This window comes from Rubrivirga sp. S365 (assembly GCF_032248475.1).
GTDB lineage: Bacteria > Bacteroidota > Rhodothermia > Rhodothermales > Rubricoccaceae > Rubrivirga > Rubrivirga litoralis.
Genome location: NZ_JAVTTN010000001.1, coordinates 2,901,344 through 2,914,582, shown reverse-complemented (window position 1 = coordinate 2,914,582; position 13,239 = coordinate 2,901,344). Strand labels below are relative to the sequence as shown.

The window sequence follows — 13,239 nt, the reverse complement described above, 5'->3', positions numbered from 1 at the left end:
AGGTGAGGCTCCAGCGGCGTCTAGGAAACGGCGCGCGTGTCGACCGCCTCCTTCTGCCGGTACAGGTCGAGGTAGCTCGGGACCTCGTAGCGGTCGCCGTAGATAGCCTTCATCCGCTCCCAGCGGAGCTTGCACGCGAGCCGGAACGCCGTGTCCTCGCCGTAGCGCCGGATCGAGAACGACGTGCCCCGCGCCACGCCCGGCTCGGGGCTCCACGACACGGCGTAGACCTCGTGCGGGACGCCCCGGCGGTCCCGCTTCGTGGTCCGCGAGATGCCGACGACGCCGGTCGAGTTGTTCCGGTTGCGGTGGACGAGCCGCCGGCGGGGCGCCGGTGGCGGCAGTTGGTCGACCTCGCTCTCGAGCGTCTCTCGGTAGGCGAGGGCGGCGTCGAAGGCGGGCTCCGGGCCGCCCAGCTTGCGGTCGGAAAACAGGCGCGAGTACGTCCGCCCGTGGCGGTAGACGCGGACCTGCCAGCCGTGGGTCGAGTCGGAGTCGATGCGGATGATGCCTTTGGCGCGGGGCATGGGGTCGGGTGTGAGCTCGGCCGGCGCTCGAGGAGCGAGCACCCCGATAAACTAGGGGGTTGGCCCTGCACCACGGCCTCGTGCTCCTCCACCCCGCCCGCCGGCTCCGCCCCGCCCGCCCCTCGTCCTCGCCGCGCCGACGCTGCGCGGTGTCTCACTCGCAGAAGCGCGGGGCGAGGTGGCGCCGCAACCCGCCGTCCGGCGTCAGTGGTGGCGGCCCTTCCACGCGATCCGCGGGCGGAGCACGAGCGCGACCGGCAGCGTGACGAGGTAGGCCGCCATGAACGCCTCGACGCCCAGGAGGTCGCGCAGGCGGACGCGCGTCCCGGTCCGCCGGAGGACGGCGCGGAGCAAGGTGGCGTCGGCGAGCCCCTTGGCCGCCAGCGCCACCCCGCCCGCGAGCGGGGCCGCGGCGAGGGCCGCGAGCGGGAGCGCGTGCGAGACGAACAGGGCACCGTAGACCGGGTAGATCCAGCCCTTGCCCGCCAGCCCGCCCCGCGCCCACCGCCGCCGCTGCACGTACGTCGCCGCCACGCCGTCGATGGGGAGCGTCCAGACGAGGGCGTCGGGGTCGAGGAAGAACCGGACGCGCCACGGCGTCCGCTCGGCCACGGCGCGGACGAGCACGAAGTCCTCGGTGACGGAGACGGGCAGGGCGGGGTAGCCGCCGACGGCCTCGTACGCCGCGCGCCGCACGCCCATGTTGTTGCCCATCCCCGTCGCCGGGTGCCCGGCCTCGGCCAGCCCGCTCACGGCGCCGAGCAGGAGCGACCAGTCCAGCACCTGCACGCGGTCGAACCCGTGGGCGGGGCGGGGGCGGATCTGGGCCAGCCCGCACACGACGCCGGCCTCGCCGTCCGCGAACCGCCGGGCCGTCTGCCGCGCCCATGTCGGGACCGGCGCGCAGTCGGCGTCGGTGACGAGCACGACGTCGGCCGACGTCGCCTCGATGGCCGTGTGGAGCGCCCACGCCTTGCCGCGGAGCGGCCCCTCGGGGTCAGGCACGCGGAGGTAGCGGACCGCCGGGCGGGGCGGCTCTGCTCTGCTCGCCTCGCCCGCGTCCGCCCCGCCCGCGGCGGCCGGCGCCGCCGACCGGCGCGCGTACCGGCGCACGACCGCGGCCGTCCCGTCGGCCGAGTGGTCGTCGGCGACGACGACCTCGAGGCGGTCCGGCGGGTAGTCCTGCGCGAGGAGCGCGTCGAGGCACCGCCCGATCGTGGCCTCCTCGTCGCGGGCCGCCACGACGACCGTGACCGACGGGAGCTCGGCCTCGGGCACGGCGGGCGGGGCGGGCACCGGGCGCCGCGCCCGCGCGGCCAGCCACCCCACGAAGGCGACGTAGCCCCCGGCGACGACGGCGAGCGAGGCGGCGAGGGCGCGGGGCGGGGCGGTCACGGCGCGGGCGGGAGTGCGGGAAACTGCCACCCCGCCGCGGCGAGGCGCGGGAGGGCCAGGTCGAGCGCGGCCGCGGCCCGCTCGGCCGGCGCCCCGTCGTGGAACACGGCCACGCCGCCCGGCCGCGCCAGCGCGACCGTCTCGGCGGCCAGCGCCTCCGGCGACCGCGCCAGGAAGTCGCCCGGCATGAGGTCCCACAGCACGAGCCGCCGCCCCGCCCCGCTCGCCGGTTTGCGGTCCGCGCGGCACCACCGGACGAGCCCCGGCGTCACGCGGCCGTACGGCGGGCGCACGTCGCGGACCGCCCCGCTCGCCACGTCCTCCAGCACCCGCTCGGCCCGCTCGAAGCCGGCCCGGACGCGCGCCGGCGCCGCCCGCCACGCGCTCACGTGGTCCCACCCGTGGTTGCCCACGCGGTGCCCGGCCTCGACGATCTGGCGGACGAGGGCGGGGTGGCGCGCGGCGGCCGGCCCCGACAGGAAAAAGACGGCGCGCGCGTCGTGCCGGGCCAGCGCGTCCAGCCAGCGCGGCGTGCCCTCGGGGTCCGGCCCGTCGTCGACCGTGAGGTAGAGGCGCGGCCGCCCCGCCCGCCGCTCGGGGCCGCGGACGACGGCGCCCGGCACGAGCGGGCCGAGCGCGCGGGGGAGCAGCGAGTCGCGGGCGCGCTGGACGGTCACCGGGCGGGGTGGGGGAGGAGCGGGGCGGGGCCGCAAGATCCGACCGCCCCGCCCGGCGTGCGCAGGCGACGGGGCGCGGGCGGGCACGGCGGCTACTGCGGGACGGCCCGGCCCTTCCACTCGAACCCGCCGAGCGGCCCCAGGACGGCGACGAGGAGCGAGTGCGGGGCGTGGAGGACGAGGTGGAGCGGGTACGCCGGCAGCAGCCCGCGCTGCCCGAACCGCCGCGCGGCCGGGACCAGCACCGCGAGCTCGGCCGCCGCTTTGACCGCGAGCGCCGCCGCCACCCAGGGCCAGAACGACGGCACGACCACGAGGGCGAGGAACGACGCCGTCAGCGCCGCGAAAAAGGCGACGAGAGCCAGCAGCATCCGCTGGAGCCGCCACGGGTAGTGCGCCCCCTTCGACGCCCACCGCTTCCGCTGGTGCACGAACGCGCGGACGTTCCGCACGGGGTCGGTCAGGACCACGGCGCCCGGGTCGGCGCAGAAGCGGACGTCGAGCGGCGTCCCGTACGCGATCTTCTGCATGAGGAGCTCGTCGTCCCCGCTCGTCACGTGGTCGATCCCCGAGAAGCCGCCGAGCGCCACGAACGTCTCGCGCCGGTAGCCCACGTTCGCCCCGTTCGCGAGGTGCGGCTGCTCGGCCCCGATCGCGCCGGCCCCGCACGCCATGACCCCGAAAAAATCCAGCGCCTGGACCCGCTCGAACAGCCCGTCGCCCGGCGCCAGCCGGTAGGCCACCGGGCCGGACACGAACGCCACTTCCGGCCCCTCGAACTGCGCCGCGAGCGCCCGCGCCCAGCCGCGCGGGACGACGCAGTCGGCGTCGGTCGTGAGGATGATCTCGCCGCGCGCGTGCTCGATGGCCTTCTCGATCGCCCGCTTTTTGTGCGCCCGGTCGCGCCGCCGGTTCTCGGGGATCTGCACGAGCCGGAGCCGCCCCGCCCCCTCGGACTCGGCCCACTGGTCCTCGGGGAGCTCGCCGCCGGCCACCGCGAGCGCCGGCGCGAGCGCCATCCGCTCGCGGACCACGGCCGCCGTCCGGTCCGAGCTGTCGTCGTCGACGACGATGACCTCGAGCTTGTCGCGCGGGTAGTCGACGGCCAGGACCGAGTCGACGCACGGCCCGATGGTGTCCTCCTCGTCGCGGGCCGGCACCACGACGGTCACGCTGGGCAGCGCGGCGTCGGGCGGGGCGGCCAGCGCGTCCGTCTCGCGCGCGGCGCGGGCGAACCCGCGCGCCCACACCCCGAGGCGCCAGGCGTAGGCCAGCGCCAGCGCCACGAGCAGGAGGCCGGCCACCGTCACGCGGCGACGCGGCCCCGTGCCGCCACCCCGCCCACACGTTCCGCCTCGCGCGCAGCCACGCGAAGCCGGAGCAGGAATGGCACGCCGGCGAGGGCGGGGAGGACCAAGTTGAGGGCGAACAGGGCCAGCGACGCGTCGAGCGCCGCCGCCGGCGCCACGCCGTAGGCGCCGAGAAAGAACACGGCGGCCCCCTCGCGCACGCCCAGGTCGCCCAGCGTCACCTGGGGCACGGCGCTCTTGGCGAAAAAGACGAGGGCCACGCCCAGCGCCACCCCGCCCAGCGCGGCGCCGGGGTCCACGGCCCGCACGAGGAGCACGAACTGGGTCGAGAACACGAGGTAGCGGAGCCCCGAGAGCGCGAGCAGCGTGACCGACTCCTCGCGCGGGATCCGGTCGAACGCCGCGACCGCCCGCCGCACGGGCTCGAACGGGAGCACGGCCGAGAGCGCCGCCCGCGCGACCGACGGGAACGCGATCGCGACCACAAGCGCCCCGGCCCCCAGCGCGCCCACGCCGACGACGGCCGGCCAGAGCGGCGACGGCGCTACGGCGTCGCGGAGGTACGGCCCCAGCGCGGCCAGCCCGCCCACGAGGCACGCCGCGAGCGTCGCCATCCGCTCGCCGAACGTGAGCGCCGCCGAGGCGCCGGGCGGGACCGCCCGGAGGTAGACCGCGCGGCCCACGTAGTCGCCCACGCGGCCCGGCGTGAGCAGCCCGAGCGGGTACGATCCCACGACGGCCCGCAGCGCGTCGCGGTGCCGGACCTCGGGCGCCAGCCGCCGCACGAGCCGCCCCCATCGGTAGGCCTCCAGTCCCACGTTGACGGGCACGAGCGCGAGCGCCGCGAGCGCCCACCCCCACTCGGCGTCGGCGAACGCCCGCCACACGTTGGCGGGGTGGGCCAGGCGCACGAGCACGGCGACGGCGACGACGGCGAGCACGCCCTTCAGGGCGAACAACCAGCGAGGGGCTCGGGGCACGGGGGGACGGGCGGCCAAGAAAGGGGCGCCCAAAAGGTAGGGCGCGGGCGGGGCGGCCACGCCGAAGAGCCGGTGCGGATGGGAAAGTGGAAAGTGGAGCGCGCGGGCGGGGTGGCGCCGTTTTGTTCCGCCCCGCCCAGACGGGGCCGTAGAAGGCGGCGCCGAGCCCGAGCCAGGGCAGCGGCAGTCCCCCTCCTGGACACCGCGAAGCGACGGCGCAGCCAGGAGGGGCTAGGGGTGGTGGACGACGAGGGCGGGGTGGTCGGAGACAGAGGCCGCCCCGCCCGACGCCGCCCCGCCCACCGATGGCGTCCGTAGGGATTCGTAGGGACACGACTTGTCGTGTCCGACGCGGGCGGGGCGGTTCCCATCGGCACCGCCCCGCCCGGAGGCGGCACGGGCGGGGTGGTGCCCATGCCCGCGCCCCCGGCCCGACGAGCCACCCCGCCCTCGCGTTCTGCGGGCGGGGCGGGCATCTTCTGCTCGCCGCTCGCCGCCCTACCGGAACAGCGGCCGCACGTCGCGGAGGTCGTACGTCACCTGGAGCGAGGCGGCCGTCACCCCGCCCGGGCCGACGCCGAGCACGCCGCCGAGCAACATGCGCCCCGCTCGGAGGTCGACGAGCGAGAGCCCCAGCGCCAGCGACGGGCGGAGCGGGGCGTGGCCGTCAGCGGCGGCCTCCGCCCGCTCCTCGAACGAGACGGACGCCTCGAACTGGTCGAACACGTCGTCGTAGACGTTGCCCAGGTAGCCCATGACGAGCGCGTCGACGCCGTAGAGCCCGAGCGCGTCGAGGACCGGGAGCCGCACGCCGGCCCCGACCGCGACGAGGTCCCGGCCCGTCAGCCGGTCCTGGCGGAAGGCCGTCGCCACGCGGTCGTCGAGGACGGGGAGGTAGAAAAACGGAATCGCGCCGTCCCCGTCGTCGTCCACCCTCCGCGTGAGCACGCCGATCCCGCGGACCACGACGGCCGCCCGGCCGCCGAGCGGGACGTAGGTCGTGGCCGAGGCCGACAGCCGGTTCAACTGGAGGTCCGACCCGTCGAGGGCCACGAACCGCCGGGCCTCGACCAGCGCAAACGTGCCCGAGCGCGTGTACCCCGGGTCGTCGCGGAGGTCGGTCGCCACGCCGACCCCGGCCGAGAGCCCGTAGCGGCTCTGATCGGCCGCCACCGCGACGGCCGCCTGCGAGGCCGGGTCGAGCGTCGAGAGCGGGATCTCGCTGTCCTCGCCGTTCACCCCGCCCGAGCGGTCGTAGAGGAACCGGAGCCCCGGCTGCACCACGAGCGCCGTTGTGCGGAACGGGTAGAGGCCCACGCGGCCCTCGATGCTCACCGCGTCGTGCGAGAGGTACAGCTCGTTGGCGGTCAGCGTGTTCGGCCCGAGCCCGTAGTACCGCCGCCGGCCCGTCGTCGACCCCGAGGCCGCGACCAGGCCGTAGACGCGGCTGTGGTACGGGTCGCCCGTGAACACAGCGACGGTAGCGTCCTGGTAGCGCGCCTGGAGCCGGGTGTCCACGGCGATCTGGCTGCCCGCCCACCCCGCGTTCTCGACCGTCGCCCCGACGGCGACGCCGAGCCCGAAGTTGGCCGAGTAGAGCGGCGAGAGGCGCGGCTGGACCTGAACGCCGGGGCCGGCCGCGCTCCGCCCCGCCCCGCTCGGCGCGTCCATCGAGTCGGCGGGCGGGGCGGGCGCGTGGAGGAGGACGCCGAGGAGGAGGACGAGGGCGGTGGGCACGGGCGGGCGGGGTGGGGCGGGTACAGGGTACGGGGTACGAGGGCCGCCCCGCCCGCCTCGGCCGTTCCTGTCCGACGCCGACGCTGTAGCGGCGTTGCATGCAACGCCGTGTCAGAATTGACCGCCGGGGCGGGGCGGGTGCACGCCGTCGCCCGGGCAGGGTGGGCGCGCTCCGGTGCGTGGGCGGGGCGGCCGTCGTCCTGGACCCTCCCGCCCCTGGCCGCCCCGCCCGTCTCCCGGCGAGCGGGGCGGAGGCGACGCGCCCGGTATCTTCGGCGCTCCCTACCCCGCCCCTGCATGACCGTCCTCGTCGTCGGCGGCGGCGGCCGCGAGCACGCGCTCGTCTGGTCGCTCGCCCAGAGCCCCCGCCGCCCCCGCCTCCTGTGCGCGCCCGGCAACCCCGGCACCGCCGTCTGGGCCGAAAACGTGGCCGTCGGCGTGGACGACCTCGACGGCCTCGTCGCGCTCGCGCTGGCCCGGGCGGCCGACCTCGTCGTGGTCGGCCCCGAGGGGCCGCTCGTGGGCGGGCTGGCCGACCGGCTCGCCGAGGCCGGCGTGGCCGTCGTCGGGCCGAGCGCGGCGGCGGCGCGGCTGGAAGGCTCGAAGGCGTTCGCCAAAGACGCGATGGCGCGGTGGAACGTGCCCACGGCCGCGTCGGGGACGTTCGGGCCGGGCGCCGCCGACGAGGCCCGCGCCTACGTCGACGGCCACGCGCTCCCGGTCGTGCTCAAGGCCGACGGGCTCGCGGCGGGCAAGGGCGTCGTCGTGGCCGAGACGCGCGAGGCTGCGCGCGGGGCGCTCGCCGCCCTCCTCGAAGGCGGGGCGTTCGGGGCGGCCGGCTCGACGGTCGTCGTGGAGGAGTTTCTGGAGGGCGAGGAGGCCAGCGTGTTCGTCCTCACCGACGGCGACGACTACGTGGTCCTCCCGGCGGCCCAGGACCACAAGCGGATCGGCGAGGGCGACACCGGCCCGAACACGGGTGGCATGGGCGCCTACGCGCCGGCGCCCGTCGTCACGCCCGATGTGCTGGACGAGGTCGAGCGCCGGATCGTTCGCCCGGTCTTGGACGGGATGCGGGCCGAGGGCTGCGCCTACCGCGGCGTCCTCTACGTGGGCTTGATGATGACCGCCGACGGCCCGTCCGTCATCGAGTTCAACTGCCGGTTTGGGGACCCCGAGGCGCAGGTGGTCCTGCCGCTCCTGGCGTCGGACCCGCTCGACCTGTTCGAGGCCGCCGCGCAGGGCCGCCTGGGCGGCGTCGAGGTCGAGACGACGGGCGGGGCGGCGGCGTGCGTGGTCCTGGCCTCGGACGGCTACCCCGGCGCCTACGGGGTGGGCCGCGTGATCGACGGTGCCGAGCGCCCGCACGACGAGGCCCTCGTGTTCCAGGCGGGGACGGCCCGCGACGTGGCCGGCAACCTCGTCACGGCCGGCGGCCGCGTGCTCGGCGTGACCGGGCGGGGCGGCACGCTCGGCGACGCCCTCGACGCCGCCTACGCCGCCGCGGACGCGCTCGGCTTCGAGGGCAAAACGCTCCGCCGCGACATCGGCCAGAAGGGGCTCGCGCGCCTCGCCGGGTGACCGCCGCCCGCCCCGCCCGCCGCCTCACCGCCCCGCCCCGACGTGGCGGAGCCGGGGCGGGGCGGCTCCCGCTCGCCCTCGCCGTCGTGCTCGCCGCCTGCGCGCCCGCCCCGCCCGCCGGCCCAGGAGCCGCCGCCCCAGACGCTGCCGCCCCGCCCGGACTCTTCGGGGATGCCCGCGCGCTCGCCGTCGGCGGCGGCGCGCTCTGGGTCGTCGACGGCGCCGAGTCGGCCGTCGTAGCCCTCACCCCGGACGGCCGCGTCGTCGGAATTTTGGGCGGGGCGGGGACCGGCGACGGCGCGCTCCTCGACCCGACCGACGTGGACCCGACCAACGGGCAGGCCGTGTTCGTGGCCGACCCGGGCTCGGGCACCGTCACGCACTTTACGGCCACAGGGCGGGCCGCCGAGACCGTCGCCGTGCCCGACGTGGACCCTGCGCGGGCGGGGCAGGCCGTCGGCCCCGCGCTCCGCGACCTCCCGCGCGGACGCCCGACGGCCGTCGCGGCGGCGCCCGACGGAGCGCTCTACGTGGTCGAGGCCGGGCGCGGCCTGGTCCTCCGCCTGAACGCCCAGCGCGGCGTCGAGCGCGTGCTCGGCGGACCGGCCGCCGGCGGGGCCGCGCTGCGCCGCCCGGTCGGCCTCGCCGTCGGCGGCGACGGCACGCTCTACGTCGCCGACCGCGGGCGGGGCGGCGTCCAGGCGTTCGACCCGTTCGGAGCGCCGGGCCGGTTCCTCCCGGCGCCCGACGGCGGGCCGGTCGCCGTCGGCGTAGCCGGCGACTCGCTCGTCGTGGTGGCGCCGCGCGCCGTCGCCGTGTGGGGGCGGGGCGGCGAGCCGCGCGTGCTGCCCTGGGACGGCGCCGCCCCGCTCGTGGACGCGGCGCTCGTCGGGGGCGGGGTGGTCGGGCTGACGCGGACGGCCCTCGTGCGCGTGGGCGGGTAGGCGCCGCCCCGCCCGCGCTGGCGCCGTGGGGCGGGGCGGGGTGGTCCAGAACGACGGCCGCCCCGCCCGTGCGGCGGCGGGCACCCGCCCCGCCCGGGTGACGGCGCACCCGCCCCGCCCCGGCGGTCGATTCCAGCCCGGCGTTGCATGCAACGCCGCTACGACATCAGCTTTGGGCAGGGGCGGCCGGGGTGGGCGGGGCGGCCGTCCACCCTGAACCCCGAACCCCGCCCCGCCCGCCCGCGCAGGGCACGCCGGGTCGGATTGCCGCCCCGCCCCGGCCGACGCTAGGTTCCGGCCCCTGCCGCCGCGCCCGCCCGACGTCCGCTACCTCCCCGACGCCCGCGCCCGGGCCTGCTCTGCTGAGGTGCGCCCTCGTCCTGCTCTGCCTCGCCGCCGCGGCGCCCGCGTTTGCCCAGACGGGCGGGGCGGCCGTCCGCCGCGACACGTTCGCGCTGGCGGCGGGGCAGACGGCGGCGCAGCTCCGCGCGCGGCCGCTGCCCGGCACGGCGACGGCCGCCGTCTTCCGCGACACGGCGTTCGTGGCCCTCGACGCCGACGCGTTCTCGGTCGACGCGGCGGGGCGGTTCGCGCTCGCCGAAGCGCCCGAGGCGCTCGTCGTCGTCGCCGTGGCGTACCGCGTGCTCGACGCGCCCGGGCCGGTCCGCGCGCGGCTGCCGCCGGCCGACTCGCTCCGCGCGCTCTACGCGCCGGACACGACGCGGGCGGGGCGGCCGGAGCCGAGCGCGGCGGCGGCGCGGCCCCCGCCCGCCATCCGCACGCGGGGGTCGATCACGCGCGGCGTCGTGGCCGGGTCGAACCGCGACGTCTCGGTCACGTCTGGGCTCCGGCTCGCGCTCGACGGCGACGTCGCGCCCGGCGTCGCGCTCCGCGCCGCGCTCACCGACGAGGACACGCCGATCCTTCCCGAAGGGACCACGCAGCAGCTTTCGGACCTCGACCGGGTCTACGTCGAGGTCGACGGCCCCGGCGTCCGCGCGCGGCTGGGCGACGTGGACCTCGCGCTCGCGGGGACGGCCTTCGCCCCGCTCGAACGGCAGGTGCAGGGGGCGCTCGTCGAGGCGACCGTGCCCGCGTTCGGACTCGTCGCCGGCGGCCGCGTGGTGGCGTCGGGGTCGGCTACGCGCGGGCTGTTCAGGAGCCAGGACATCGCGGCCATCGAAGGCGTGCAGGGGCCGTACCGCCTCGACGGGCGGGGCGGCGAGGCGTTCGTGGTCGTGGTGCCGGGGTCGGAGCGCGTCTACCTCGACGGCCGGCTCCTCCGGCGCGGCGCGGGCGCCGACTACACGGTCGACTACGGGACGGGCGAGCTCACGTTCACGCCGGCCCACCTCATCACGGCCGAGCGCCGGATCACGGTCGACTTCGAGTACACGGCGGGCGGGGCGGGGCGGACGCTCGCGGTCGGCGGCGCGGACCTCGCTCTCGTCCCCGACGCTGCCGGCGTGGGCCGCGTGCGGCTGGGCGCCCGCGTGCTCCGCGAGGCCGACGGCGCCGGCTTTGCCGAGTCGCTGGGGCTCACGCCGGCCGAAGTCGCCCAACTCCGCGCCGCCGGCACCGACGACGTGCTCGTGTCGGGCGCCCAGCGCGTGCCGACGTTCGACGCGCAGAGCCCGTTCGTCCTCTACACGACCCGCGACACGGTCGTCGCCGGCGAGCCGGTCCAGATCTTCGTGCCGGCCGCCCCGCCCGACACCGCGTTTTTCCGCGTCCGCTTTTCGCGCGTGGCGCCCGGCGCCGGCACGTACCGCCGCGCGAACCGGGTGCCGGGCGTGGTGCAGGCCCGGAACGGCGTGGTGTACGAGTACGTCGGGCCGGGCCGCGGCGACGCCCTCCCCGCCCGCGTCCTGCCGCGCCCGACGTCGCGGACGCTCCTCGACCTGACGGCCGCGGCCGACGTGCTCCCGGGGCTGGAGGCGTTCGGCGAGGTCGCCCGCTCGGTCGACGACGCGAACACGCTGGCGCCCGGGGGCGGGGCGGGCGCCGGGGCCTACGAGGTCGGGCTGCGGCTCGCGCCCCGCGACGTCGGCGGCGGCGCGCTCTCCGGGACGCTCCGCCACCGCGCCCGCGCCGACGCGTTCCGCCCGCTCGACCGCGTCCGCGGCGTCGACTTTAACCGGCGGTGGAACCTGGCCCGCGCGGGGACCCCGTTCGGGTCGGCGCTCGACACGCTGGGCGAGACCGTGACCGAGGCCGCCGTGCGGTGGGCGGTCGCGGGCGGGGCGGCCGAGGCCGAGGCGGGGCGGCTCGCGCTGGGCGGGTTCCGGTCCGACCGCGGCGCGCTGGGCGTCCGGCTGGGGCAGACCGAGCCCGGGCCGCTCGGGCTGGACCTCGACCTCCGTCTGGCCGGCGCGCGCTCGGGCGGGGCGGGCGCGCTCGCCGAGCGGCTGGGGACCGGCTTTTTCCGCGAGGGCCGCGCGCTCGTCTCGCGCGCGGTCGGGCCGCTCACGCCGTCGGTCGCCGTCAAGCACGAGCGCCGCGAGCAGGGCGGGGAGGGCGCCGCCCCGCCCGCGGGTCCGCTCCTCCAGGACTCGCTGCTCGCGGCGAGCTACGGGTTCTGGGCCGTCCGCCCCGCCCTCTCCGCGACGTTTCCCGGCCTCGACGCGGCGGCGTCCGTCGAGCTCCGGCAGGAGTCGGAGCCGTTGGGGCCGCGGGGCGGGGCGGCCCCGCTCGCCGACGCGGCGCGCGCTCTGACGGTCGAGACGACGGCGCGTGCGCGCCGCGGGACCGCCCAGGCCGACGTCCGCGTGGCGTACCGCCGCAAGCGGTACCGGAGCGAGTTCGGGGCACTGGGGCGCGAGGACGCCCAGTCGGTCGCCGTGCGGCTGGGCGCGCGGGCCGCCCCGCTCCGCCAGGCCGTCCGCCTCCGGGCCGTCTACGACGCGCTGACGGAGCGCTCGCCGATCCGCCAGGAGACCTACGTGCTCGTCGGCGCCGACCTGGGCGAGTTCGTCTGGCGCGACGGCGGGGGCGAGCCGCGCGCGGGCGAGCCCGACGGCGTGGCCCAGGTCGACGAGTTCTTTCCCGAGACGACGCCGCTCGAAGGCGAGTACCTGCGGACGTTCGTGCCCAGCCCCGAGCTCGTCCCGACCGTCGGCGTGGGCCTCGACGTGCGGCTCGACGTCGAGCCCGGCCGGCTCGCGTCGGGCGACGGCCTCGCCGCCCGCGTCGCCCGCGCCGTCGCCCTGCGGACGACGCTGGACGTCGACGAGCGGACGCGGAACCCGGACGTCCTGGCGGTCCTCCTGCTCGCGCCGGGCGCGCTCCAGCAGACGGGCGGGGCGGAGGCGGGGACGGTCAACGGGCGGTTCCGCGTCGAGCAGGAGCTCGTCCTGTTCCCCGACCGCCCGGGCGCGGGCGGCCGCCTCGTGGCCGAGCACGCGCGGTCGACGTCGCAGCTGGCCGTCGGGCTAGAGCGCCGGCTCGTGCAGGCGCTCCGAGCCGAGGCGACGGCCCAACTCCACCCCGCCCTCCGCGCGCGCGTCGAGGCGGCGTGGACCCGGCGGCAGACGCTGAGCGAGGCGTTCGCGAGCCGGACGTTCGACCTCCGCGGCGTGTCCGCCGAGCCGTCCGTCGTGTGGACGCCGACGCGCGCGCTCGCCGTCACCCTCGCGCCCGTCCTCGCCGATCGGACCGACGCGCTCGCGCCGGCCGACCGCCCGAGCGGGGCGGCCGTCGTCCGCGTGCCCGTCGAGGCGCGGCTCACGCGGGCGGGGCGGCTCTCGGTCGCCGTCCGCGCCGAGCGCGCCGACGTCCGGCTGCGGGGCGAGGCGCCGGCCGGGCTCGCGCTCTTCGAGCTGACTGAAGGCCGCGGCCCGGGCACGTCGTACCTCTGGGGCGCCGACGCCCAGGTCGGGCTCAGCGACGCGCTCCGCGCCACGCTCCGCTACGACGGCCGCGCCCCGGCCGACGCGCCGGTCGTGCAGACAGTCCGCCTGGAGCTGTCGGCGACGTTTTGAGGGACTGGGGACTGGGGACTGGGGACTGGGGACTGGGGACTGGGGACTGGGGACTGGGGACTGGGGACTGGGGACTGGCGCGCGGGTCCGCGGCGCCCGTTTTGTTCC

General features: G+C 78.1%; 9 protein-coding genes. 3 read left to right on the top strand and 6 right to left on the bottom strand.

The genetic code is table 11. From position 1 onward, the window contains the following. Positions 1-20: 20 nt before the first annotated feature. The 6 genes from RQM47_RS12805 to RQM47_RS12780 form a co-directional block, all read right to left on the bottom strand. Positions 21-527 carry a hypothetical protein gene (locus RQM47_RS12805; protein WP_311661631.1) on the bottom strand — a complete coding sequence of 169 codons (507 nt, stop codon included), beginning with the start codon at positions 525-527 and terminating at the stop codon, positions 21-23. A gap of 204 nt (positions 528-731) precedes the next feature. Next, complete coding sequence (locus RQM47_RS12800; RefSeq protein WP_311661633.1) at positions 732-1,922, bottom strand: glycosyltransferase; 1,191 nt, start codon at positions 1,920-1,922, stop codon at positions 732-734. Beyond that, on the bottom strand, positions 1,919-2,599 hold the full coding sequence (locus RQM47_RS12795) for a polysaccharide deacetylase family protein (protein ID WP_311661635.1): 681 nt from the start codon (positions 2,597-2,599) through the stop codon (positions 1,919-1,921). Before RQM47_RS12795 ends, RQM47_RS12800 begins: the two co-directional genes overlap by 4 nt. A 92-nt stretch (positions 2,600-2,691) precedes the next feature. Continuing rightward, the gene (locus RQM47_RS12790; RefSeq protein WP_314009224.1) at positions 2,692-3,903 is read right to left on the bottom strand and encodes a glycosyltransferase; all 1,212 of its coding nucleotides are present in this window, start codon (positions 3,901-3,903) and stop codon (positions 2,692-2,694) included. A 2-nt stretch (positions 3,904-3,905) separates the two neighbouring features. Then, positions 3,906-4,889, bottom strand: a complete 984-nt coding sequence (locus RQM47_RS12785; protein ID WP_311661639.1) for a lysylphosphatidylglycerol synthase transmembrane domain-containing protein — start codon at positions 4,887-4,889, stop codon at positions 3,906-3,908. A 498-nt stretch (positions 4,890-5,387) separates the two neighbouring features. Continuing rightward, on the bottom strand, positions 5,388-6,626 hold the full coding sequence (locus RQM47_RS12780) for a hypothetical protein (RefSeq protein ID WP_311661641.1): 1,239 nt from the start codon (positions 6,624-6,626) through the stop codon (positions 5,388-5,390). A 297-nt stretch (positions 6,627-6,923) separates the two neighbouring features. On the opposite strand from RQM47_RS12780, the gene purD reads away from it, so the two are divergent. The 3 genes from purD to RQM47_RS12765 all read left to right on the top strand — a co-directional run bounded on the left by purD (position 6,924) and on the right by RQM47_RS12765 (position 13,131). Continuing rightward, entirely contained in the window at positions 6,924-8,207 is a 1,284-nt protein-coding gene (gene purD, locus RQM47_RS12775) for a phosphoribosylamine--glycine ligase (protein ID WP_311661643.1), read from the top strand. Further along, entirely contained in the window at positions 8,204-9,151 is a 948-nt protein-coding gene (locus RQM47_RS12770) for a hypothetical protein (protein WP_314009223.1), read from the top strand. Before purD ends, RQM47_RS12770 begins: the two co-directional genes overlap by 4 nt. Positions 9,152-9,294: 143 nt before the next feature. After that, positions 9,295-13,131: a hypothetical protein gene (locus RQM47_RS12765; protein ID WP_314009222.1), complete on the top strand. Its 3,837-nt coding sequence runs from the start codon at positions 9,295-9,297 to the stop codon at positions 13,129-13,131. Positions 13,132-13,239 lie beyond the last annotated feature (108 nt).

Bases quoted from the DNA above. Each gene is read 5' to 3' on its own strand.
- purD (WP_311661643.1), top strand. From the start codon at position 6,924: ATGACCGTCCTCGTCGTCGGCGGCGGCGGCCGCGAGCACGCGCTCGTC.
- RQM47_RS12805 (WP_311661631.1), bottom strand. From the start codon at position 527: ATGCCCCGCGCCAAAGGCATCATCCGCATCGACTCCGACTCGACCCAC.